Raw genomic sequence first — 21,629 nt, forward strand, 5'->3', positions numbered from 1 at the left:
GTATTATGGCAGTCTGGAATACAAAGAGAGCGCAGAAGCAATCAAGGGTTCCAGAGCCTGCGGCGTGCTACTTACCGGGGATACAGCTTATGTCGTTTACAACACCATGGCAAAAAGAATGAAATGGGCGCAAAAGATGGAAATGGCAATGCGTACCTGGACCGAACGTATGCTGTTAATTGGTGGAGGATTACGACAGGCTGATTCGCTTATCTTGGGAAATACTATGGATTTCCTTCTTGAACTTTTAAATAGTGATGGCGGTGTTCGCAAAAATCTATATCAGGTAGATGATGTGTACGAACACTATTATTACATCCCGCGGACAGATAACGCAAAGGTTCAGATGGAGCTTCTATTAACTTCCTGGAAACGGGAGAAGATAAAAAATCTGTTAGCAACATTAGTAAAGTATCCAAGGCGTAAACAATACGCCTTAAGCGAGGGCTTTGATAAGGACATGCAGCTAATCTATTTCTGTCATGAATTGGATATGCGTCATTTGTGTCGCATAAAGCAGGAAATTGGCTGGAAGCAGAAAGGAACAATCATCTGCTTAGATTACCAGGCGAATGTGCTCAGAGCATATTTTGGAGAGGGGGTGAGGGTTCGTGAGCTGAATACAGATAAAATCATGGAATATCTGACTAAGGGCAGGGACGAATAAGCCCACAGTCTAAGTCAGGAGGTGTCTATGAGTAATCTATTTGACACTGGAAGTGAAACAGTAAACAGGATGTGCCGCCTGCAGTTTACGGGAAATGTCATTCCGTCCACCTGGTATCACACAATTAAAAAAGAAACCGGAAAACCAAACCTGAATGCAATCATTATTCTGGCAGATATTGTGTACTGGTATAGGCCGATGGAAATCCGGGATGAGGCAACCGGGCAGTTGTGTGGATTCAAAAAGAAATTCCAGGCTGACATTCTACAGAGAAACTATCAGCAGTTGGCGGATCAGTTTGGTATCACGAAACGAGATGCGGTGAACGCTATCGTTGAACTGGAAAAGCTAGGAGTGGTAACAAGGGTATTTCGGACAGTCAACATCAAAGGGCAACTTTACTCCAATGTCATGTTCCTAAATCTGGATGTAGATGTATTAATTCAATTAACCTATCCGGAAACGTTGGAAAATGCATTCATAGGGATACCAGATACCCCCTATCACTCATTTGGGGGACAGCCCCCACCGAAAAAAGTGACAGGGGTCACTAATATAAGTGAGAGGGTATCCCCGAAAAAAGTGACAGCTGTCCCCGATTTGGGGGAGACATATACAAAGAATACATACAAAGACTTTAACAAAGATTTCTCCCTCTCTTCATATCGGGAAGTGGAAGATCAGATAAAACGGCAGATTGAGTATGAAAACCTGATATTGGATCATCCACATGATGACAGAGTAGGGGAAATATTGGGATTGATCGTGGATGTGATGACTTCTTCAGCAGAGATAATCCGGGTGAACAGGGAGGAAAAGTCAGTAAATGTGGTAAAGGCCCAGTTCGCAAAGCTAACGAAAGAGCATGTGGATTTTGTGTTGTTCAGTATGGATTCTAATACTACAAAAGCCAGGAATATCCGGGCGGTTCTTCTAACAGCCCTGTATAATGCGGTAAATACCATGAGCAGCTATTACGACAACCTATATCAATACAATATGGCAGAAGAAATGAGAGGGAATGAGAGGAAAAAGGATGTTTAAAAAATTTGATAAATGGAAACTGGTTCTGGTTGTGATTGGGGCAGTATTGCTGGCAGGATATCTGGGAGGATTTTTATATATTCTTTTTGGAGATGCAAATGTTGACTTAAACCCTATTCACTGTATGGCTGCAGGATGGACCAGCACCGGGGGCAGGATGTGGATCCTGTTCTCTGTTCTGGTGCTTTTCTTTCTTACGGCACTTGTGATTTATCGGGGAAGTGAAAATCCATTGCAGGATGAGCGTGGCTTTGAATTATCCGACCAGGGAACCTATGGAACCGCTGGTTTTATGAAAGAAGAGGAACAGGCGGAGATCTTAAGAGCAGATAAATCAATGGACGGCGTAAACGGAATCATATTTGGTCGGGAGCTTGGAACCGGTAAGGTTCTAAGCCTTCCGGTAAATTCCAGGCTGAACCGGAATATAGCTGTTTGCGGCTCCCAAGGTTCTATGAAATCCAGAGCATTTGCAAGGGTGATGGCATTACAATGCGTACGCCGTGGGGAGAGCATGTATATCACAGATCCAAAGTCTGAACTTTATGAGGATTTATGTGCTTATCTGAAGGAGTCAGGATATGTGGTAAAACAGTTAAATCTGATTCAGCTGACACATTCAGATGCCTGGAACTGTCTGGCGGAAATTGATGAGGGAGAGCTGATCGATGTATTCTGTGATGTTGTCATTCGTAACACCACAGACAAATTTGATCATTTTTACGATAATGTGGAGATGGATTTATTAAAAGCTCTTTGCCTGTATGTGTATGAGGAATATCCACCAGAACAGCGAACCTTTGCTGAAGCATATAAACTCTTGCTCAATAAAAGTGTCGATATGCTGGATTCGATTTTTGAAAGATTGCCAACGAACCATCCGGCTAAAGGGCCTTATCAGCTCTTTGCAAAAGCAGAAAAGGTAAAAGGAAATGCGGTGCTTGGACTTGGAACCAGGTTACAGATTTTGCAAAATAAACTGGTACAACAGATTACCAGTCATACGGATATTGATCTTTCCCTTCCAGGAAAAGAAAAGTGTGCATATTTTTGTATCACATCCGATCAGGATTCAACATTTGATATGCTGGCAACTCTTTTCACTTCATTTCTAATTATCAAACTGGTTCGTCTGGCGGATCGAACAGAAGAACGCGTGCTGCCGGTTCCTGTAAGCTTTATCCTTGATGAATTTCCGAATATCGGTGTGGTCCCGGACTTCAAAAAGAAGCTTGCTACAGCCAGATCCAGAAGGATCGGGATGAGTATTTTGTTTCAGAATATCCCACAGCTTCAGAACCGTTACCCAGACAATCAGTGGGAGGAAATCCTTGGAGGATGCGATTTCTCAATCTTCCTTGGGTGTAATGATATGACAACTGCGACCTACTACAGTGACCGGACAGGAGAGATTACGGTATCGGTGGCTTCTGTCCGGAAAAACTTTTATACCATCCGAGCAACGGATTATGTACCGGAATATTCAGAGTCAAAATCCCTTGGAAAAAGGCAGCTGCTTCTTCCTGATGAGGTGCTTCGTTATCCCTTAAACCAGGGGATTTTAATTATCCGAGGACATAATGTGTTGAAATTCCAGAAAATGGACTATACCGAGCATGAAGATGCAAAGAAGCTCCGGCTGGAAAAAGTATTGGAACACATACCAGACTGGCACAAAGAATGGGAAAAGGAAAAATCACAGGAACAGCCTTTTTCACATCTGGGGCAGGATAATGAGGCATCTATTTCACTTCCGCCTAAATCCAGTACGGATGAAGCGTGTGAAGAACCGCTCGCTGTAGATGCAAAGCCCCAAAAGAAACCAGGCAAAAAAACAGAATCCAAGCCGGGTGTAACGAGAGTAGAAGATTTGTTCGCTGGGAGGGAGGTGAATGCGGATGACAATTGATCTGTCACAGATCAAAGAGAATTCCATGGTACGGTATGGTTTTAAAATCCTTCTCATGAGGGAATTTGATATTCATATAAAAGAGAATGATTATAACAGGCTCATAGCAGCGGCAGGCTGTATTGAAATATATGATTCCATGGAAGAGTTCCTGGAAAAGAGTGGCTGGAAAAGAGATAACCCGGAACTGGGCGAAAAAAGCTATTTATTGGATAACCATATTTGCAGGTATATCCAGGGAAAAGTCTGGTATTTTTCAAGGCTTCGGTACGAGAACCAAGCGTAGGGAAGAAAAAGTCGAATTGTTTTATAAAGCTATTGATTTTTACAATAAATCGTGCTAACATGAAGAAACATAATTTGTTTTTATCTTTTAATATTTAGGTCTATCGACCGAAAAATTCAGGGTTATTTGCAGAAGAGATTGTTCGGATTTTGCAGATAGCTCTGAATTTTTTTGGCAAAAAGGGTAGCAAAAAAGGAGACTTCAGAAGGAAGTAAAAGTCTCCTTTTTTGAGGTTCCTATTTGGGGACCAAAGGCCATACTTAAAATAACAAGTTGCAGCTGCGATTAGGGGCGCTGCTAAAAAAACACTGTTTTTAAGTAGGAGAAAATAATGAAACAAGTATGAAAAAACCTTTAAAAAATTTAGCATCTTTATTATAATTGAAAAATGAAAACAAGTCAATGGATTTTGAATGAAAATTGTTGAAAATGTGAAAATTATAATCAAAAATCAGAAAATTAAAACAAAATACTTTAGGAAATATGGGAATATCCTTTGCGCCAAAAATCTTGACACGGTTTATTAGGCTCTCTATAATGATGGTGTATTTCGTTTTTTGATTTCTAAGAGTAAACTGGGGGAAGATTTTTGACAAAAGAGGCAATTTATCAGTATGTAAAAGAGCAATATGGAACAACACCGGAGCATCTCTGGAAGAAAGATCCTAAGTCAGCGGTGCTTCGGCATAAAAACGGAAAATGGTATGCAGTTTTTATGAATGTAGATAAGAATAAATTAGGAATTCCGGAAGAGGGAAGCGTAGACATTATGAATGTGAAATGCAATCCGGAGTTAAATGGGTTTATTGCACGAACCTATGGGATTAGGCCAGGGTACCACATGAATAAGGAGCATTGGATATCTGTAGTATTGGATGGCTCTGTTGGAGATGGTAAAACACTGGATTTTTTGGATATGAGTTATGATTTAATTGATACGGGAAGAAAATAATTTTTTTAAATACCCTTTAGGAATAGAAATAAACCTAAAGGGTATTTTCCTCTTAAGCGATATACAAGGGAGGATGTATTATTCTTTATCTTAAGAGGGAAGCTTCCTGGTTGCAGTAAATACATCTATATTTTCCACTGGAGGACAGTTTGAAGATGTGCTCACAGTTTGCTTCCGTACTGGTAATGCAGCGGGGATTTTTGCATTTGATTACATTCTTTAACGTTTTTGGCGGAACAGGGTGGTATTTTTTTACCACTTTTCCATCACGGATCACGATCAGCGTGACACCCTCATTTAAGTAACCAAGGACTTCCAGACGCTCAGGCTCTGTAAGCCCCTCTATTTTAATCAGGTCTTTACAGCCGTATTTTTCACTTCTTACAGACTGCAAAAGGGCAACGGACTGTTTCTGGGAGTCCAGTTCCAGAAGCTTGTAAATATCCATTCCTTTTCCAGCCGGGATATGATCGATCACAATTCCGTTTTGGATAGATTCAATCTTTAACATTACAGCACCGTCCTTCCTGTCAGCGGATCCGGGATTTCAAGCAGAGCCATGATCAATGCCATACGGATATATTTTCCGTTCTGCACCTGGTCAAAATAAGCGGCTCTTGGATCCTGGTCCACGTCTGTGGCAATTTCGTCCACCCTTGGGAGAGGATGGAGAACCGGCATATCCGGCTGTGCCAGATTTAATTTTTCCCGGTTTAAAATATAGGTATCCTTTAACCGGACATAATCTTCCTCGTTAAAGAAACGTTCTTTCTGAACTCTTGTCATATAGAGCACGTCCAGCTTGGGAAGGGTTTCCTCCAGGCTGGTGACTTCTTTGTAAAAAGAATGGTTTGGCTTTAAGGTCTCTTCCATCACGTAATCCGGGATCTTAAGTTCCTCCGGGGAGATGAAGTAAAACTCGTTTCCAGGATGACGTACCAGGCTGTTTACCAGGGAATGTACGGTGCGTCCAAATTTCAGATCCCCGCAAAAGCCAACTGTCAGATGATCCAGATGACCTTTCCTCTGACGGATAGTCATAAGGTCAATCAGTGTCTGGGTTGGATGGTTATGACCGCCATCCCCGGCATTAATTACTGGCACTGTGGCATACATGGAGGCACGAAGGGGAGCGCCTTCCTTGGGATGCCGCATTGCAATGATATCTGCATAGCAGCTTACCACCCGGGCGGTATCAGCTACCGTTTCTCCTTTTGTGGCACTGGACTGCTCAGCACCAGCAAAGCCAAGGGCCTTTCCTCCAAGGCTTAGCATGGCAGATTCAAAGGAAAGACGTGTTCTGGTACTTGGCTCGTAAAAAAGAGTAGCAATCTTTTTCCCATCCGCCACATGGCTGTACACTTCCGGATTTTCTGCAATGCGGTCTGCCAGATCCAGAACTTTTGTAGTTTCTTCAAGGGTAAAATCAAGTGGATCGATCAAATGTCTCATAACCAGGCTCCTTTTGTTAAAAACTGATCCCGTCTGGCTCCGACGGAAATAAACTGGATCTCATGGTTCAAAAGCTGCTCCAGGATACGGATGTAGGCTTTGGCATTCTCCGGAAGCTCTTCATACGTCCGGCAGCCGGAAATATCGCATTCCCAGCCCGGGAGCATTTCTACTACAGGGACAAAGCTGTCCAGTTCATCCATAGGGTCAAAATCCATGGTCACAACACCGTCACGTTTGTAGCCTGTGATCACGGGAATCTCTTTCATGGAACTTAAGACATCCATTTTGGTAAGTGCGATCTGATCTGCATTCTGGCATTTTAATCCATAACGGCTGGCTACGGCATCAAACGGTCCCACCCTGCGGGGACGGCCTGTGGCAGCACCATATTCACCGCCCGCTTTTCGAAGCTCTTCTTCCCAGGCATCGGACATTGCCTTTTCTGCTACAAAAGGACCGGCACCAACACAGGTAGAATATGCTTTTAAAACGCCCACCACATGATCCAGGGATTTTCCCGGAATTCCGGCACCGATCGGGCCATAGGCAGAAATGGTAGAGGAACTTGAGGTATAGGGGAAAATACCATAATCAATATCCCTCATGGCGCCAAGCTGGGCTTCCAGCACTACCTTTTTGCCCTCTGACAGTGCCTGTTCCAGAAACTCACCCGTGTCTGCAATATAGGAGCCAAAGAGTTCTGCCTGTTCCTCACACCAGGTGAGAAGAGCAGGGTAAGACATTGGCTCCTGATGATAGCAGCCTGCAAGCTCCAGGTTTTTTGCCTCCAGCATGGTTTTTAATCTGGCTTTTACGGAATCCTCTTTTAAATGAAGCAGATTCCCAAGACGAAGGGTTTTCTTACGGTACTTGTCACTGTAGGCGTAGGCGATTCCACGGCGGGTAGAGCCAAAGGCGCTGCCGGTTTTTGCCAGCCGGTTTTCTTCTAACTCATCCTGTACCTTGTGCCATGGCATGGAGATCGTGGCACGCTTTGAAAGCTTCAGATGATCCGGTGTAACCCGGATTCCTTTTTTCTCTATTTCATGGATTTCCCGGGAAAGATGTTCCAGATCGACTACCATTCCGTCCCCGAGGACACATACCACACCTGGATGTAAGATACCAGATGGGAGAAGATTTAAGACAAATTTACCCTGGTCGGTGACCACTGTGTGACCTGCGTTGTTGCCGCCCTGGTAGCGGACTACCACATCTGCCTGCTCCGCTAAAAGATCGATCACACGGCCTTTTCCTTCATCGCCCCAGTTTATACCGGTTACTGCTGTAAGCATTTGTTCCTCCTTTGAAAACACGTTCCTGTTTCCCTTTTTTATTCGGGTACATAATACGCTTGACGTAGGAATAAGTAAAAACTATAATTGATATAATTGGAATAAATATATGATATGCCAAAAGAAAAGGAAAAATATTATGGACGTAAATTTCGAGTATTACAAGATCTTTTATTATGTGGCAAAATACCACAACTTTACCAAGGCCGCCCAGGCGTTAAACAACAGCCAGCCTAACATCACCCGGGCCATGAACTGTCTGGAACAGCAGCTGAATACCACTTTATTTATCCGTACTAACCGCGGTGTACAGCTTACCCCGGAAGGAGAGCGGCTTTATACCCATGTGCTTGGTGCAATGGAGCAGTTTCAGGCTGCAGAAGAGGAGCTGGCGGACAGCTCCGGGCTTTCCCACGGAAGTATAGCAATTGGCGCCAGCGAAACTGCCTTGAATATTTTCCTGCTTGATAAATTAAAAAATTTCCATATGACTTATCCGGGAATCCGGCTGAAGCTTTATAACCATTCCACCCCGGAAGCCATTGAATCCGTAAAAAGCGGAAAGATCGATTTTGCAGTAGTTTCCACTCCGGCAGAGGTGGATTCCCCATTGAAACAGATCATGCTCATGCCCTTCCAGGAGATTCTGGTTGGTGGTACCACTTTTACAGCGCTTGGAAGCCAGGAGCTTTCCCTTCGGGAGGTAAAGAACTATCCGCTGATTTCTCTTGGACGGGAAACTATGACCTATAAATTTTACAACAGTGTATTTTTATCCCATGGCCTGGATCTTTCCCCGGATACGGAAGCTGCCACTGCGGACCAGATCCTGCCGCTTGTAAAATGCGAGCTTGGCCTTGCCTTTTTGCCCCAGCCAATGGCAGCGCCCTCCCTTCTGAAAAAAGAAATCGTACAGATCCCACTAAAAGACGAAATCCCGGAGCGTCAGATCTGTCTGGTGTATGACAGCCAGCATCCTATGGGCGCTGCGGCAAGGGAATTAAAAAACACAATTGTAGCTGGGCGGGTTTAAAACCAGCGTATGGAGAAAATTTTAGTGAGTTGTAAAAAACTTGGAGGAGGTATTCTATGGATTACATCAAAGAAGCAAAAAAACTTGGGTTTTCAAATGCGGCAATCATGGATACACAAAAACTTGTGTTCAAACCGGAATACCGAAAGTTTTGTGAAGAAAATCAGTGTGGATGTTACAACGTGAATCCCGCCTGTCCACCTGAATGCGGAACAGTAGAATCTATGAAACAAAGGGTATTCGCCTATGAAAAAGCGCTTATTCTCCAGACGATACAAAACAAGGATATGGACTACAAAATGGCGAAGCTTGCGCACAATAAACTCACCGAACAGCTGGCCTCTAAAATAATGGAATCTGGAAATACCGACCTGCTGATCATGTCCGCTGGTCCTTACAGGCACCATTCCTGCATGTCCGCCTACTGTGTTGATGCCCAGGAAATGGCAGATGCGGTGGGAATGATCTGCTGGGGGACCGATGATAAGATACGGTATTTTTCACAAATTTTATTTCATGGAAACTTGTAATGGAAAACACATACAACGGTCAATGATATGGCAGACATAAAAATATGATATGAAAGAGAAACCTTTCATCCTATTGCGGTATGACTATAACAATGCTATAATCCCTCCCGAAAAGAGACAAGTACAGCTCTCATCATGATCCAAACAGAAAAAGAGGCGTTTTAGTATGAAAACAGTTTTACCAAGAGAACAGGCTGTAGAAGATATTTTTTCCAAAATCCTGGCTTCCCCGGAGGCATCAAGAAGACTTCGTGAAGTGTTTTACCAGTATCTGGATGATGAACATATGCTGGTGGATGAGGATCCGGACCACTTTTTGCAGGTACTCTTTCACGCTTACCAGAACGGGGATGTAAGTGCCCTTCTTCTGGAATTGTGCGGAAAAAGTATGTTTGATCTGCTCCGCGAAGCCTATCTGATCCCAAGAAAATTCCATGGAAAGGCAGGAGAGAATCCGGTCCTTCTTACCAATGTGGAAGGGAAGCTTCTTAAAGATGTTGGAAAGATGGTTTCCGCCCATGACTATGGAAAATTTAAGGAAACCTTTGACCGGCATGAATGCGTACCAAGATCCAGACTTTATCTGGCAGATGGATATGACATTGTACGCTCTTACACGGATGGATTGGAAATTAAAGAGGAAAAAGAAGAGTGCCAGCGTGGGATTTTAATCCTCTATGCACTTCCGGATACCTGTAAGCTGGGGCTTACAGAAGCGCAGGCTTATGCGGTTGTATGGAAGACTTTCCAGGAGATCCAGCAGGCAGCACCCCGTGCAGTGGTCTTTTACGGACAGGAGACCGGTGTAAAAAAGGAAAATCCTGAGAAACCCTTTGATGAACTTGGCGTTCTGCTTCCCATCCATGAGTTTGAAAAGAAAATGCTCCAGCATATGGAGGAAATTGACGGGATCGTCCTTGCCTGCAGGGAGCGGATGATGGAACTAGCTGGAAATGACAGCCTGAAATTATAAAGGGACTTTTCGGAAGGAAGTGGGCTTATGCAGCCAGAAATGATCAGAAAAAATCACATGGACGTGGAGTGGCATGAATACACCGATGAAAATGGCCAAAATACTCCCGTTATAAATGCAAGCATCACCGAAAAGGCTTCCATTATCGGACGTGTGGGGATCATGTTTTTATCCTGTGGGACTGGAGCCTGGAGGGTCCGAAGCTCCATGAATGCCCTGGCCGAAGCAATGGGAATTACCTGTACCGCAGATATCGGACTGATGTCCATTGAGTACACCTGTTTTGATGGGGAAAATGGCTTTACCCAGTCTTTATGCCTTACCAATACAGGGGTGAATACGTCAAAGCTGAACCGGCTGGAGCATTTTATCCGCAATTTTGAAACAGAGGGAAAAAACATGTCCGGGGAAGAGCTTCACAGCTATCTGGATGAAATTGAAAGGATCCATGGCCTTTATTCCCCGGCTGCCCTGGGACTGGCTGCCGCCATTGCATGCTGTGGATTTACCTTTCTTTTAGGCGGAGGACCAGTAGAGATGTTTTGTGCTTTTATTGGAGCAGGACTTGGAAATTTCCTTCGCTGCAAGCTGACCAAGCATCATTTTACCCTGTTCCTTGGCATTGTTTCCTCTGTCTCCCTGGCATGCTTTGTATATGCAGGATTATTAAAATTAGGGGAAATCCTGTTTGGGATTTCCATTCAGCATGAAGCAGGATATATCTGTGCCATGCTTTTTATCATCCCTGGTTTTCCCTTTATTACCAGCGGAATCGACCTGGCAAAACTGGATATGCGTTCTGGTATGGAACGGCTTACTTATGCACTGATTATTGTTCTGGTAGCCACTATGTCTGCCTGGATCATGGCTATGCTTCTTCACTTACAGCCGGTGGATTTCATAAAGATCCATATGCCTGTTGCAATGTGGATCCTCACACGGCTTATTGCAAGCTTTTTCGGCGTGTTCGGTTTCTCCATCATGTTTAACAGTCCGGTAAGGCTTGCCTGTTCTGCAGCAGTGCTTGGGGCGGTTGCAAATACCCTGCGGCTGGAGCTTGTGGATCTTGCCGCCTTACCTCCGGCAGTGACCGCATTTATCGGAGCTCTGACAGCCGGGCTTCTGGCCTCCCTTCTGAAAAATAAGGTGGGCTACCCAAGGATTTCCGTTACCGTTCCTTCTATTGTGATCATGGTACCGGGGCTTTATTTATACCGTGGATTTTATAATCTTGGAATCATGTCCTTATCTGTGTCTGCCTCCTGGTTTGCAGCTGCACTTCTGATCATTGCAGCGCTTCCGCTTGGACTAATCTTTGCAAGGATTTTAACAGATAAGGCGTTTCGGTATTGTACCTGACAGGTGCAAAAAGCGAGTCACGGAGGGCCAACACCCCTGTTTATGCACCAATCTTAAAAAAAATTACTTTTCCAATCTACAGGGAGGATGCTATAATGGAGGAGACAAAAATAATTCTTTTCTTTTAATAGAGAAGAGTGGAATTTAGAGAAAACAAGAAGTTCTTTATATTGTAAAATGCAGGAGGGTGAAATATGGATTGGGATCTTAAAATAACAGATCTGGAAGGATCTACACCAGAGCACTCTGCTGTAATTGTAAATTTTGTTGCAGCGGTCAGGCACCAGTTAAAAAATAGTACTTGCTATGTATATTCGGATAATGTGCAATACCGTTTCAAAGATAACCAGGGCAATAACAAGATTGTGATTCCGGATGCTTCCATAAACTGCCGTACGAAATCAAGGCGTGGAAACACTTTTACAGATGCGCCACGTTTTGTTATGGAGGTTTTGTCACCATCAACAGAAAATTATGACCGGACAGAGAAAATGCAGCTGTATTGTGAGCAGGAGATTGAAGAGTATTGGATCGTTGACTGGCGTAAAAAAACAGTTGAAATCTATGAACTGGATTATGAGGGGGAGATTCCCAAATACTATCTTTTAAAAACAGTCACAGAAGAAAATAAGGATGAGTTACAACTGCTTCATTTTCCAAAGATAAAGATTACCTTTGACGAATTATTTGAAGAAATTGATTAGTGCTTGTAACCAAGACCGCAATAAATGTGATAGGTGAAATTGCGAAAAAAGGATATTTGATTATAAATAAGAATTGTAAAAGTGATTTGCAAAATAGTGAATCACTTTTTTATTTGAAAATATTTTTTTCAAAAATCCTATTGACACAGAAAAAATCAAATTGCTACATTGGAACTGCAACAGGAAATGGTTTCGAAAATGGAGGGTTTGCGATGAGAAAAGCAAAAAAATGTAACACAGGAAAGAAGAAATTCGTAGTTGTTTGGCTGGCATTGGTAGTTTTGTTCCTTGGAAGCTTTATAAGGCCAGTGGATGTCCAGGCTGCAAAAGTGAAACTGAACAAATCGGCGGTTACCATCTATCGGGGAGCTTCCACGTCGCTGAAAGTATCGGGAAGCAAAAAGAAAGTAAAATGGAGTTCTTCTAAAAAATCCGTTGCATCTGTTTCGGCTTCTGGAAAAGTAACTGGAAAAAAGGGTGGATCAGCATACATCTGTGCAAAAGTGGGAAAACGTACCCTGAAATGTAAAGTGACCGTAAAAGAGCCGAATAAATCCAAACGCCTTAATCTGGCCAAGAAAGAAGCAAAGAAAATCGTAAAAAAATATGTGGCTGCGGATCTGAATGCAAAGGAGCGGGCTTTTGTATTGTTCCGGTATCTGACCGAGCATTGTTCCTGGCAGTTAAACCAGTCTTCAGAAGCCTACCAGAAGAATTATGGAAATGAAGCTTATGCAGCTTTGGTAATGAAAAAAGCAGCCTGCTCAGGATATGCAAAAGCGTACACACTGCTTTGTGAGGCTGCGAATGTTCCGGTACGGCATGTGAATGCCGGCAGCTGGACACACCAGTGGAATGAAGTAAAGGTAAACGGTAAATGGATCAAGGTAGATGCTTACGGTGGAACTTTTGCAGATACAACCGGAATTCGAAGATCCTTAAGAACCTCAGCTGAGGATCAGGAACAGCTGGTATTTCATTTTACGATTGAAAGATGATTTCAGAATGAAAATAGAGAAGCTGGTGCAGAAATGGAATAGGTCTGTAATTGGTATTGACAAATATAGCATAATAAAATTATAATATGTATATAATATTACTATGAAAGCGAGAGGTGATCTTATGAACATTCGTCCATCAGCTGCTATTAGACAAAATTATAATGAGATTGCAGATCTTTGCCGTAAATCTTCAGAGCCTGTTTTTCTGACAAAAAATGGAGAAGGTGATCTTGTGGTGATGGATATTGAATCCTTTAACCGACGGGAGAAAATGTTGAAATTAAGAGAAGAACTGCTTGCTGTTGAAGAGGATCGTCTGGCAGGAAGAACAGGATGCAGTCTTGATGAATTGGACAGTTATCTTGATAATATAATAGAAGAGGGATGAAAATGTCAGAAAGAAGAAAATACAAAGTTATCGTATCGGACCGGGCGAAGCAAATGCTTGGAGTACATATTCGCTTTCTGGCACAGGTAGATAAGGATGCCGCAAGAAATAAGAAAAAAGAATTAATGGAAGCAATGCGTTCATTAGCGTATAGTCCAAATCGTTTTCCTTTTTTGAATGAACCTTATATTCCATGTAATAAATATCACAAAATGTTTGTGAAAAACTGGTATTTGATTTTATATCAAATTGAGGATGATACAGTTTATGTGGATTACATTTTAGACTGTAGAAAAGAGTATAATTGGCTCATCCGTTGAACCAGCAGTTGTACTTATTTGCAACTAAAATGTGACATGATTGCAACATATCTAAAAATGCAGAGATGTATCGCTGGAGGTGAGCATCCCTGCATTTTTTATGGGTACATTGTGATTCAATTGAAATAGTATGAAAGAACTATAAGGGGTATCGGTGGTTCACGGTAATTGCTTGTGTATTAACAAAAGCTTTATACAGATGAATGTAATCACTTAAAAAGGTGCAGGTTAATCAAAAAGATTGTGTTTATTCGCTCTTTTCTGAGCAATTTCATATACTTCTTCGTCTGCTCGGACGCCGATTACAATAATCATCATAGACGATTCGGTACGGCGAAGCTGATATACAACACGCAAACCAGCAGAGCGGAGTTTGATTTTCAGAAGTCCGGCAAGATTAGTACTGCTGTGATTACCAAGCGGTTTTCCATAACCTTGTTCTTCAACAGGCAGTGGATTTTGCTGAACTTTTTTGATGGCCTTCAGAACAAGAATACGCTGACTTCCATTTAGGTCTTTTAAGTCTTTTTCTGCTTCAGGAAGGTATTCTAGTTTCCAATTCATTCAATGTCTACCTCGTCAAAACCGGTAAGATTGTCTTCTGTAATACCAAGACGGCGGTTCATTTCTTCCTCAGAAATTAAAGTGGCAGGATTAAAGTGTGCCATACGTTCAGAAGCAACGGCAAGAAGACGAGCATCATTTACCTCATCCATTAGACGGACGTATTCTTCAGGGGAAATGAGAACACATTCTGCAACGTTGTTTTTCATTACGACTTTAGCACCACTCTGCTTCACATCTTCAAAAATTTTTCCAGCAAGGCCACGGTTAAATTGGCTGATCGGAACCGTATTTTTAATTGCACTCATAACAGATGCCATAATCGTCAACTCCTTTCTTTACTTGTATTATAGCAGATACCTGCAAAATATCAACTAATTAATCAATATATTTACTGATAAATATACGCGAAATGGAATCCTTTAGGTATTGCCTTTCGGGTGATGGTGATTTTATCTCCTAATGATTGAAATATCTTCTAAAAAATAGTGAAATTTAGGAGATAAATAATTACCTGGGAGATTGGTTATAAGAATTTACTGGAATAAAAAATTTATTAGGCTTGAACTTTTGAAGATTTTTGCAGCCAATATTAGCAAGTGTATTTATTTGCAACTAAAATGCGACACGATTGCAACATCCATAATATTGACTTCAGATTCTCTTTATAATAGAATGGTACTCGTAAAAAGAAGGCACGAAAAAGCAGTTTGTTTATGCAGGCTGCTTTTTTTGTGCCTTCTTGTCGTATAAATAATAGGAGGGCAACACATGGCGAACACAAAAAAAGCAATTGAAGAAGTAACGGAAAAAGAAATTCCACGCGCAGCCTATGAAGGTGTCTTAACAATCGACGTTGACGCACAGGTGGAGAGCGCACAGGAGCAGGAGGATACCAGATGGCACCAGCTACTTAATGCACACCGTACCAGAAAGGTACTCACAGGCCAGCTTGGTGGTATTGAGAAGCTGGAAAGCGGCTGGATGGTTGCAGTAACTTATTACAACGGTTTTCGTATTATCATCCCGATGAATGAAATGATGATTAACTTAAGCGGAGACGGCCGGGAGAACGCAGACACCTTAAACCGCCAGGTTCGTATTGCCAACAACATGCTTGGCTGTGACATTGATTTCATTATCAAGGATCTGGATACCAAAAGCCGGAGTGTGGTAGCCTCACGAAAGGATGCCATGCTGAAAAAGCGTCAGACTTTCTACATTGGAGAAGAAGGGGAGAAGCCGCTCCTGTATCCCGGAAGAATCGCAGAAGCCAGGGTGATCGCAGTAGCACCAAAAGTAGTACGCCTGGAGGTGTTTGGTGTGGAAGTATCCGTCCGGGCGCGTGATATGGCCTGGGAGTGGATGCTGGATGCCAGTGAAAAATTCCAGGTTGGTGACCTTGTCCAGGTTATGGTTAATAAAGTAGATGGTCAGGAACCAGAACAGATTAGCGTGGAAGTGGATGCCAAAACCCCGACGGCCAATCTCAATAAAGATAATCTTCGGAAATGCCACCGTCAGGGCAAGTACACAGGTGTGATCACAGAAGTTTATAAAGGCACGTATTTTATGAGGCTTGATATCGGGGTGAATGCCGTGGCATATTCGTGCAACATGCCAACCCTTCCGGGAAAGGGAGATAAAATCGGAATTGTAGTGACCAGAATTAACGATAATTACGAAGTCGCAGAAGGGATTATCACAAGGCTGATTAAAAGATATAAATAAAAATTAAAACTAACGAAAATCCTATTGACACAGAAAATGCGATTTTTTTAAAATCGGGACAAACAGGAAAGGAGACGAATGAAATGGCAAAAATGAAGAAAAAACAGCAGAATGAAAAACTGTATTGTCCCTACTGTGGCGGGCTGGCGGTGCTGCGTCCAGCAGAGTATGTTTATGGTGAGCGTAATTTAAATCCTGATAACTATTTGTATGTTTGCAGTGGTTACCCATCCTGTGATTCTTATATTGGAGTCCATAAAAAGAGTATGCGGCCTATGGGAACTCTGGCAAATGGGGATCTTCGCCATAAACGGATTGAAGCACACCGGGCGTTAAATAAGGTGGTACAGGCTGGCATCATGACCAAACATGGTGCTTATATCTGGCTGCAGAACCGCCTGTGCCTGCGGGAAAAGGACATGCACATTGGAATGTTCTCCGAGTACCGGTGTGAGGAAACTATTCGGGAGTGTAATACACTTATGGAACAATATGCAAAAACGAACCGAAGTTCTTCCTGCGAGAAGAAAATAATGGCAGCATGAGAAATGGAAAAAATATCCTGCGTATGCAGGCGGATGAGGAAGATGTCTACCACCTGATGGATCTAAGGGAACGGTATTTTGTACTGATCGGAGCAGGCTCCCTTATAGAGGGAATCGCGGCTTATTTTCTGTTTTTCCAGATCCGATGCTGGGATCTCATATATCTGTGTGCGGCACTTTTCCTTGGGATTTTTCTTCTTCTAAGGCAGTCAAACAAAATCAGTAAAAGAATCATGGAAGCGGAAGTCTGTTACATGGAGCTGGATGAATTCAGTCTGGCAGTCTGCCAGCCGGAAAAAAACGGGCATTATGAGTGCTGCCGGATCTTTTATGAGGAGATTGATAGAATCGTAGAAGGCAGTCGCAGAGGAATCCCGGAATTTTACATTGTGTTGGACGAAAACGAAAACCGGGAGAGCTTTTTCCTTCTGGACGAGGAAGAGCAGGACCGGACGATCTTCCTTGTCCGCTCGTTTGGATTTAATCATCAGAGGTTTACGGAGTTTTATAGGAAGCTCCGCTGGAATGTTCCCGGAAAAACCAGAATCATTGGAACGAAGAACCAGGAGGTATGGAACCTTCGAAAACCAAATATCGAAGTCTGCATTGTGGCAGGAATGATTGCCTGTTATGTGATTCCGAAACTCCTGGAAGTTATGAAGCTACACTAGGAGGAACTGGATTATGAAATGGTACACAGCCATTGGATGCAAAATGGAAGATGATGAGGGCAGGCTTCTGGTAAAGATTGGCGGTCAGGAAAAGGTGCTCACAGAGATGGAAGCTATGCTGTGGGCGGCCCTTACCTGGAGCCTCTGTGCGGAAAATAAAATTTATTCCCAGATGTACCGTGTCTTATGTATTACATTTGGGGAAGCACATGCAACTGAGTGGGCGGATGAAGAGGATTTTTTGTTTTGCTTAAGGCGCCTGAAAAAACGTGGTCTGGTAGCGGAGTGTGATGGCGAGAGTAAGGAGGAAGCTTTGTGGCTCCTTCTTAGTAAATCTGTGGTAGTACCTGTCACGGATTCGTTTTCAGAGCGGTTAGGCGCATTTGCAGACGATCTGGCACTTGGAAAAGGACTGAAAATCGCATTGCGGGCTTTTAAAAGGCCCGTGTTTACCTATGAAGAGCGAATGGTTCTACAGCAGCTTGCAGGTGGTGGCTATATTCCTTATCATCTGGCAGAGTTAACCAGACAGGCGGGTGCCGTTCCCCTGTCTGTGGAAGAACGAAAGATCGTTCAGAAACAGGTCTTGCAGGAATTCATGCAGATCCTGGTTTCCCTATTTAAGAAGAAACAGTTTGTAATCAGCTGCATCCAAGAAGGAGGTCTCCTTGAAGAAAAAGAAGAAATGGAAAACATGGCTGTCTGAGCAGTACCTAAAATACAGAGAACATTATACCGGGATACCGGGCTTTTTTAAAAAGAGAATTGTGAATACCTTACTGTTATCGTTTCTCTTATTGTATGGAGGCTGTGCCCTTGGTCTGGCGCAAAAATCAGCTGGATTTGTGGGATGGACAGTTTTTTTGGCAGTCTGTGGAATTGGGTATGCGGGGTATATTTATTACCTGGCAGTTACAAAATCCTATGAGGTGGTGGAAGGAACTGTGACAGAGATCCATGCGGAACTTCTTTTTGATGGTTTTAAGAGGGTTCTGGTGCAAGGGGATGATGGGATTACCACAGAGCTGCTGTTAAATAAAGAGACAGTTGTCATGTATGGAAAAGCCTACCGCTTTTATTTTAACCAGAATGCACATGCATTCTCAGGAATTCGAAGGTTGGATGCAGCTTTTGATTTTGGAAATTTTTTTGGAGTGGAGGAAGTAAAAGAGTAATCCGGGGCAGGGAGTACCAGGCATGGTTCGAGTCCATGCCGCCCTGTTTCCATGTAAACGCATGGAAAATATGTATAAAGGAGAGCTATGCAATATGGCGGAAACAAAATGTGGAACCGTGAAATGGTTCAGCGCAAAAAAAGGTTACGGATTTGTAACCGGGGAGGATGGCGAGGATTACTTCGCACATTTCTCCCAGATCAAGATGGAAGGCTTTAAAATGCTTTCCGGCAAGCAGCCTGTACAGTTTGAAGTTGGAACGGACGAAAATGGAAGGGCACTTGCAATGAATATCCTTCCCCTTTCGGTAGAGGAAGAGGCATAAAAGAAAACAAATTTTGAAACACAAAATATATAAAAAATGTGTTTGACAGCCACAACATGTTGTGGTAACCTTTAAATGAAATCATATTTTATCAGTCATCTATGGCTGATCTTATATTTTAGATCCGGACATTCCGGATGAATCTCTTTTGGGCGGTTCGCCCTAAACTCAGCAAATAAGTTAGAACATTGGAAGATACGAAAAGATAGGAATTCTTTTGGTGTCTTTTTTTGTTGCAAAATGAAGAAAAGGAGGAAGCAGAATGAGAAAAATCAAAGAGACCGTACTGGTCAAAATGGAAAAAAGGAATGCCAGATAACAGAAAAAGAAAGAAGAGGAGAACATTTTATGCAGGAAGTAAATTGGGATGCTGTAAATTTGTTAGAACTGGGAATGCTGCTTGATATGGCAAAAGATGGATATGAATTCCAGATTGCGGATGGAAGAATTAAGTCCATTGAAGTAAAGCTCCTGTCCTGAATGCAAAAGGAGGGGCTATGTACTATAAGGATGATTTTAATGTAACGTTTGAAGAGGAATCCGCTTTTTACAAGTATATGGATGATGTGGAAAAACGGGCCGAATGGTTCCGGGCACAAAGCAAGGATCTGACAGTGGAAGCGGTTACGAAGGACAGTACCTGCACCCCGATTGGGAATATCAATCTGGAATATTTAAAAGAGGATACCATAAATAATTCCGGGCTGCTGATTAAAACCCCAGACCGCAGCTGTTTTCTTGGCATATCTGCCATCAAAAGCTTAAAAGGCAGGGCCAGGATAGACGGAAAGGCGCTTGCAGAATTAGACAAAGAAACACTTGCCTATATCCTGAACAAATGTCTGAAGGTCTCCAGGGGAAAATCCCTGCTCCGCTTTTGTGAAGGCAAGGTGCGGGCAGTCCTGTCTGGCGACGAAAAAGACTATTCTATCTTGTCCATGCCAGAGGTCTATGAAATTGCAGGGGCTTATATCTACAGCGATTTTGAATACGCGTCTTTTAAATCCGGATGTGCGGACCATAATCTGGTAAATGCGACCTGGGAGCTAAGAGACCGGCGACTGACCGAAGCCTACAAGGAACTGCTGGAACGCTATGGGAAGACTTTTAACGGAGAGCTGTATGCTTCGGTCCGGATCACCACCTCCGATGTGGGAAGTTCAGGAGCCAATATCTTCTATACGGTGTCCGTTCAGAACCAATATATTGTATTGGGAGAAAACTTGAAAGTGCGTCACAAAAACTGCAAGGGTACCGAAGACTTCAACCAGAACATGGCTTCTATTTTTGAATACTATAAGGAAGCTCTGCAGGAGGTCCTGCGGCTTAGTGAAATCTGGGTGAACCATCCTGCCAATGCCATGATCGGCGTTATGAAGCAGGCTGGTTTTTCCAAAAAGCTGATTGCAGAAACGGTAGAGCGTTTTCGGGCGGCAGCAGGGGATGTCCCCTGTAGTGCCTACGAAATCTATTGCGGGATCTGTGATGTGATTTCCATTGCAAGGCAGCAGGAAACGAATGCGAGAGGACTACTTCTTTTGGAGGAAAAAGTGGCAGCCTGTGTAAGCAAACGTTGGCATGAGCTTGATATGCCAGGTGAAATTAAATATTAAATAATGACAAAGGCAGGAACCCCTGTCTTTTTGTATGAAGGAGGAACATATGCAGTATCCGGACTGGGTTATGGAAGCAAAAAAATCCAGGGAATTACTTTCGTGGATACAGGATCCGGTACACAGTATTAAAAAGTTTCATAGCCAGCTATTCATAAAGTGCCAGGAAGAAAACTGCATGTTATTTTATGCAGCTTCTGCTTGGAGGGATTGTTTACAGCTTCGGAAACCAAAGCTTTGCAGCATACTTTATCTGCCGGATTATTCTTTGTATGAGGCAGATTCTGTATTCTATCAGGCGGTCGGGATACCTGCCGATTTTCTTTTTCCGACGAAAGAAAGTCTGAAGAAAGAGGTGGAAATGAAGGTTACCCATTTGGTGAAAAACATGATGGATACAAACTGGGATCAGCTTTTGCTTAAGTACCAGCACCAGAGGAGTAGCCTTGTTCCAAATATAAACCGGATACAGGTAGAGGAAACTTCCAAGAGATTCCTGGAGGCTGGAATAAAGCCTGAGGAGCTGTTTTACAGTCCAAGCTTTACCTTTGAAAAAGCGCAGATGGAATATACGGATGTGATGTTTCTTTACACCTTGAACCATGCGAAGAAGGCTGTAAAAATGATCGCAGATAAGTGGCTTTCGGAATCTTTTTGGGAGATTTCGCAAAAAAGAATCTACATTGGCTGTGTGCGGGAAGAAATGAAAGAGCTGCAAAAAGGTGCAGCATAAAATAAGGAGGAACTGAATTTATGGGTAAATATGCGTATCTGAACCTGACTCAGAAAATGATTAAAATAAGAAAGATGGTGCCAAAGCTGTTAAGAAAACGTTACAGCGAAGAGGTGCCCTATGATTTTGTGAGATTGGATGATGTCTATGAATACCTCACCCCTGCCTTAAATAAATACGGCGTGGATTTTGAGGTCCTTGGTGAAGCATCCACGCAGCTGGATGCTTCTGGAAATCCAGCCTATCTGACACCGTTTGGCAATATGTGGCGGTATGAAGCGGATTTAAAGCTTTGCTGGACAAATGCAGATCATCCAGAAGAAAAAAATTACAGTGATATTCATGTAGTCGGAACC

General features: G+C 42.9%; 27 protein-coding genes and 1 pseudogene. 23 read left to right on the forward strand and 5 right to left on the reverse strand.

The features are described from left to right. From AB5170_RS18265 to AB5170_RS18285, 5 genes are all read left to right on the forward strand, one after another. Positions 1-667 (forward strand): hypothetical protein (locus AB5170_RS18265; protein ID WP_368365129.1); only part of this gene is annotated, 667 nt, incomplete at its 5' end. 27 nt (positions 668-694) lie between these two features. After that, positions 695-1,711: a DUF6017 domain-containing protein gene (locus AB5170_RS18270; protein WP_195379830.1), complete on the forward strand. Its 1,017-nt coding sequence runs from the start codon at positions 695-697 to the stop codon at positions 1,709-1,711. Further along, positions 1,704-3,620, forward strand: a complete 1,917-nt coding sequence (locus AB5170_RS18275) for a VirD4-like conjugal transfer protein, CD1115 family (RefSeq protein ID WP_177968931.1) — start codon at positions 1,704-1,706, stop codon at positions 3,618-3,620. The genes AB5170_RS18270 and AB5170_RS18275 overlap by 8 nt, the downstream gene beginning before the upstream one ends. Next, entirely contained in the window at positions 3,610-3,906 is a 297-nt protein-coding gene (locus AB5170_RS18280) for a hypothetical protein (protein WP_173719555.1), read from the forward strand. Before AB5170_RS18275 ends, AB5170_RS18280 begins: the two co-directional genes overlap by 11 nt. Before the next feature lie 589 nt (positions 3,907-4,495). Next, on the forward strand, positions 4,496-4,858 hold the full coding sequence (locus AB5170_RS18285) for an MmcQ/YjbR family DNA-binding protein (RefSeq protein WP_173718693.1): 363 nt from the start codon (positions 4,496-4,498) through the stop codon (positions 4,856-4,858). Between the two features lie 85 nt (positions 4,859-4,943). On the opposite strand, the gene AB5170_RS18290 is transcribed toward AB5170_RS18285, so the two are convergent. Genes AB5170_RS18290 through AB5170_RS18300 form a run of 3 tightly spaced genes read right to left on the reverse strand, consistent with a single transcriptional unit; the run spans position 4,944 to position 7,608 of the window. Next, the gene (locus AB5170_RS18290; protein ID WP_118580543.1) at positions 4,944-5,369 is read right to left on the reverse strand and encodes an aspartate carbamoyltransferase regulatory subunit; all 426 of its coding nucleotides are present in this window, start codon (positions 5,367-5,369) and stop codon (positions 4,944-4,946) included. Beyond that, a complete protein-coding gene (gene pyrB / locus AB5170_RS18295) occupies positions 5,369-6,310 on the reverse strand; it encodes an aspartate carbamoyltransferase (RefSeq protein WP_173718695.1) in 942 nt (313 codons plus the stop codon). Before pyrB ends, AB5170_RS18290 begins: the two co-directional genes overlap by 1 nt. After that, positions 6,307-7,608, reverse strand: coding sequence for an adenylosuccinate synthase (locus AB5170_RS18300; protein ID WP_195379829.1), 1,302 nt, complete (start codon positions 7,606-7,608; stop codon positions 6,307-6,309). The genes pyrB and AB5170_RS18300 overlap by 4 nt, the downstream gene beginning before the upstream one ends. A 139-nt stretch (positions 7,609-7,747) precedes the next feature. Here AB5170_RS18300 and AB5170_RS18305 point away from each other — a divergent pair, with 139 nt between their 5' ends. The 8 genes from AB5170_RS18305 to AB5170_RS18340 all read left to right on the forward strand — a co-directional run bounded on the left by AB5170_RS18305 (position 7,748) and on the right by AB5170_RS18340 (position 13,916). Beyond that, on the forward strand, positions 7,748-8,641 hold the full coding sequence (locus AB5170_RS18305; protein WP_118580549.1) for a LysR family transcriptional regulator: 894 nt from the start codon (positions 7,748-7,750) through the stop codon (positions 8,639-8,641). 56 nt (positions 8,642-8,697) lie between these two features. Next, positions 8,698-9,171: a DUF2284 domain-containing protein gene (locus AB5170_RS18310; RefSeq protein ID WP_117849756.1), complete on the forward strand. Its 474-nt coding sequence runs from the start codon at positions 8,698-8,700 to the stop codon at positions 9,169-9,171. Between the two features lie 166 nt (positions 9,172-9,337). Beyond that, entirely contained in the window at positions 9,338-10,144 is an 807-nt protein-coding gene (locus AB5170_RS18315; protein ID WP_173718697.1) for a DUF4866 domain-containing protein, read from the forward strand. 27 nt (positions 10,145-10,171) lie between these two features. Next, the gene (locus tag AB5170_RS18320; RefSeq protein ID WP_118580555.1) at positions 10,172-11,503 is read left to right on the forward strand and encodes a threonine/serine exporter ThrE family protein; all 1,332 of its coding nucleotides are present in this window, start codon (positions 10,172-10,174) and stop codon (positions 11,501-11,503) included. Positions 11,504-11,697: 194 nt separating this feature from the next. Continuing rightward, a complete protein-coding gene (locus AB5170_RS18325; RefSeq protein ID WP_118580558.1) occupies positions 11,698-12,207 on the forward strand; it encodes a Uma2 family endonuclease in 510 nt (169 codons plus the stop codon). 212 nt (positions 12,208-12,419) lie between these two features. After that, positions 12,420-13,205: a transglutaminase-like domain-containing protein gene (locus AB5170_RS18330; protein ID WP_173718698.1), complete on the forward strand. Its 786-nt coding sequence runs from the start codon at positions 12,420-12,422 to the stop codon at positions 13,203-13,205. A gap of 124 nt (positions 13,206-13,329) precedes the next feature. Further along, entirely contained in the window at positions 13,330-13,596 is a 267-nt protein-coding gene (locus AB5170_RS18335) for a type II toxin-antitoxin system prevent-host-death family antitoxin (RefSeq protein ID WP_173718699.1), read from the forward strand. Positions 13,597-13,598: 2 nt separating this feature from the next. Then, complete coding sequence (locus tag AB5170_RS18340) at positions 13,599-13,916, forward strand: type II toxin-antitoxin system RelE/ParE family toxin (RefSeq protein WP_118580564.1); 318 nt, start codon at positions 13,599-13,601, stop codon at positions 13,914-13,916. Between the two features lie 228 nt (positions 13,917-14,144). Here the strand turns inward: AB5170_RS18340 and AB5170_RS18345 are convergent, their stop codons facing one another. Then, positions 14,145-14,480, reverse strand: coding sequence for a type II toxin-antitoxin system RelE/ParE family toxin (locus tag AB5170_RS18345; RefSeq protein ID WP_177968286.1), 336 nt, complete (start codon positions 14,478-14,480; stop codon positions 14,145-14,147). Then, entirely contained in the window at positions 14,477-14,800 is a 324-nt protein-coding gene (locus tag AB5170_RS18350) for a type II toxin-antitoxin system Phd/YefM family antitoxin (protein ID WP_173718701.1), read from the reverse strand. The genes AB5170_RS18345 and AB5170_RS18350 overlap by 4 nt, the downstream gene beginning before the upstream one ends. 451 nt (positions 14,801-15,251) lie before the next feature. On the opposite strand from AB5170_RS18350, the gene AB5170_RS18355 reads away from it, so the two are divergent. The 10 genes and pseudogenes from AB5170_RS18355 to AB5170_RS18400 all read left to right on the forward strand — a co-directional run. After that, entirely contained in the window at positions 15,252-16,211 is a 960-nt protein-coding gene (locus AB5170_RS18355; protein WP_195379828.1) for a S1 RNA-binding domain-containing protein, read from the forward strand. A gap of 83 nt (positions 16,212-16,294) precedes the next feature. Then, a complete protein-coding gene (locus AB5170_RS18360) occupies positions 16,295-16,756 on the forward strand; it encodes a zinc-finger-containing protein (RefSeq protein WP_173718703.1) in 462 nt (153 codons plus the stop codon). Further along, a complete protein-coding gene (locus tag AB5170_RS18365; protein WP_227198969.1) occupies positions 16,753-17,427 on the forward strand; it encodes a hypothetical protein in 675 nt (224 codons plus the stop codon). The genes AB5170_RS18360 and AB5170_RS18365 overlap by 4 nt, the downstream gene beginning before the upstream one ends. Positions 17,428-17,440: 13 nt before the next feature. Next, complete coding sequence (locus tag AB5170_RS18370) at positions 17,441-18,133, forward strand: hypothetical protein (protein ID WP_173718704.1); 693 nt, start codon at positions 17,441-17,443, stop codon at positions 18,131-18,133. Then, positions 18,096-18,602, forward strand: a complete 507-nt coding sequence (locus AB5170_RS18375) for a hypothetical protein (protein ID WP_173718705.1) — start codon at positions 18,096-18,098, stop codon at positions 18,600-18,602. The genes AB5170_RS18370 and AB5170_RS18375 overlap by 38 nt, the downstream gene beginning before the upstream one ends. Positions 18,603-18,696: 94 nt before the next feature. Continuing rightward, positions 18,697-18,927 carry a cold-shock protein gene (locus AB5170_RS18380; protein WP_173718706.1) on the forward strand — a complete coding sequence of 77 codons (231 nt, stop codon included), beginning with the start codon at positions 18,697-18,699 and terminating at the stop codon, positions 18,925-18,927. Positions 18,928-19,275: 348 nt separating this feature from the next. Continuing rightward, complete coding sequence (locus tag AB5170_RS18385) at positions 19,276-19,407, forward strand: hypothetical protein (protein WP_255610563.1); 132 nt, start codon at positions 19,276-19,278, stop codon at positions 19,405-19,407. A gap of 17 nt (positions 19,408-19,424) precedes the next feature. Continuing rightward, positions 19,425-20,540 carry a hypothetical protein gene (locus tag AB5170_RS18390; RefSeq protein ID WP_177968285.1) on the forward strand — a complete coding sequence of 372 codons (1,116 nt, stop codon included), beginning with the start codon at positions 19,425-19,427 and terminating at the stop codon, positions 20,538-20,540. Between the two features lie 49 nt (positions 20,541-20,589). Continuing rightward, the gene (locus AB5170_RS18395; protein WP_207741807.1) at positions 20,590-21,273 is read left to right on the forward strand and encodes a hypothetical protein; all 684 of its coding nucleotides are present in this window, start codon (positions 20,590-20,592) and stop codon (positions 21,271-21,273) included. Between the two features lie 20 nt (positions 21,274-21,293). Then, a pseudogene (locus AB5170_RS18400) lies at positions 21,294-21,629 on the forward strand (ERF superfamily); the annotation flags it as partial.

This window comes from Ruminococcus sp. RTP21484sp1_RTP21281st1_A8_RTP21281_210402, assembly GCF_040914025.1.
GTDB lineage: Bacteria > Bacillota > Clostridia > Lachnospirales > Lachnospiraceae > Blautia_A > Blautia_A faecis.

Coding starts and splice junctions, on each gene's coding strand:
- AB5170_RS18345 (WP_177968286.1), bottom strand. CDS start 14,480: ATGAATTGGAAACTAGAATACCTTCCTGAAGCAGAAAAAGACTTAAAA.
- pyrB (WP_173718695.1), bottom strand. CDS start 6,310: ATGAGACATTTGATCGATCCACTTGATTTTACCCTTGAAGAAACTACA.
- AB5170_RS18305 (WP_118580549.1), top strand. CDS start 7,748: ATGGACGTAAATTTCGAGTATTACAAGATCTTTTATTATGTGGCAAAA.
- AB5170_RS18270 (WP_195379830.1), top strand. CDS start 695: ATGAGTAATCTATTTGACACTGGAAGTGAAACAGTAAACAGGATGTGC.
- AB5170_RS18370 (WP_173718704.1), top strand. CDS start 17,441: ATGAAATGGTACACAGCCATTGGATGCAAAATGGAAGATGATGAGGGC.
- AB5170_RS18340 (WP_118580564.1), top strand. CDS start 13,599: ATGTCAGAAAGAAGAAAATACAAAGTTATCGTATCGGACCGGGCGAAG.
- AB5170_RS18390 (WP_177968285.1), top strand. CDS start 19,425: ATGTACTATAAGGATGATTTTAATGTAACGTTTGAAGAGGAATCCGCT.
- AB5170_RS18310 (WP_117849756.1), top strand. CDS start 8,698: ATGGATTACATCAAAGAAGCAAAAAAACTTGGGTTTTCAAATGCGGCA.
- AB5170_RS18300 (WP_195379829.1), bottom strand. CDS start 7,608: ATGCTTACAGCAGTAACCGGTATAAACTGGGGCGATGAAGGAAAAGGC.
- AB5170_RS18280 (WP_173719555.1), top strand. CDS start 3,610: ATGACAATTGATCTGTCACAGATCAAAGAGAATTCCATGGTACGGTAT.
- AB5170_RS18325 (WP_118580558.1), top strand. CDS start 11,698: ATGGATTGGGATCTTAAAATAACAGATCTGGAAGGATCTACACCAGAG.
- AB5170_RS18290 (WP_118580543.1), bottom strand. CDS start 5,369: ATGTTAAAGATTGAATCTATCCAAAACGGAATTGTGATCGATCATATC.
- AB5170_RS18395 (WP_207741807.1), top strand. CDS start 20,590: ATGCAGTATCCGGACTGGGTTATGGAAGCAAAAAAATCCAGGGAATTA.
- AB5170_RS18380 (WP_173718706.1), top strand. CDS start 18,697: ATGGCGGAAACAAAATGTGGAACCGTGAAATGGTTCAGCGCAAAAAAA.
- AB5170_RS18315 (WP_173718697.1), top strand. CDS start 9,338: ATGAAAACAGTTTTACCAAGAGAACAGGCTGTAGAAGATATTTTTTCC.
- AB5170_RS18335 (WP_173718699.1), top strand. CDS start 13,330: ATGAACATTCGTCCATCAGCTGCTATTAGACAAAATTATAATGAGATT.
- AB5170_RS18365 (WP_227198969.1), top strand. CDS start 16,753: ATGAGAAATGGAAAAAATATCCTGCGTATGCAGGCGGATGAGGAAGAT.
- AB5170_RS18330 (WP_173718698.1), top strand. CDS start 12,420: ATGAGAAAAGCAAAAAAATGTAACACAGGAAAGAAGAAATTCGTAGTT.
- AB5170_RS18360 (WP_173718703.1), top strand. CDS start 16,295: ATGGCAAAAATGAAGAAAAAACAGCAGAATGAAAAACTGTATTGTCCC.
- AB5170_RS18350 (WP_173718701.1), bottom strand. CDS start 14,800: ATGGCATCTGTTATGAGTGCAATTAAAAATACGGTTCCGATCAGCCAA.
- AB5170_RS18275 (WP_177968931.1), top strand. CDS start 1,704: ATGTTTAAAAAATTTGATAAATGGAAACTGGTTCTGGTTGTGATTGGG.
- AB5170_RS18355 (WP_195379828.1), top strand. CDS start 15,252: ATGGCGAACACAAAAAAAGCAATTGAAGAAGTAACGGAAAAAGAAATT.
- AB5170_RS18385 (WP_255610563.1), top strand. CDS start 19,276: ATGCAGGAAGTAAATTGGGATGCTGTAAATTTGTTAGAACTGGGAATG.
- AB5170_RS18320 (WP_118580555.1), top strand. CDS start 10,172: ATGCAGCCAGAAATGATCAGAAAAAATCACATGGACGTGGAGTGGCAT.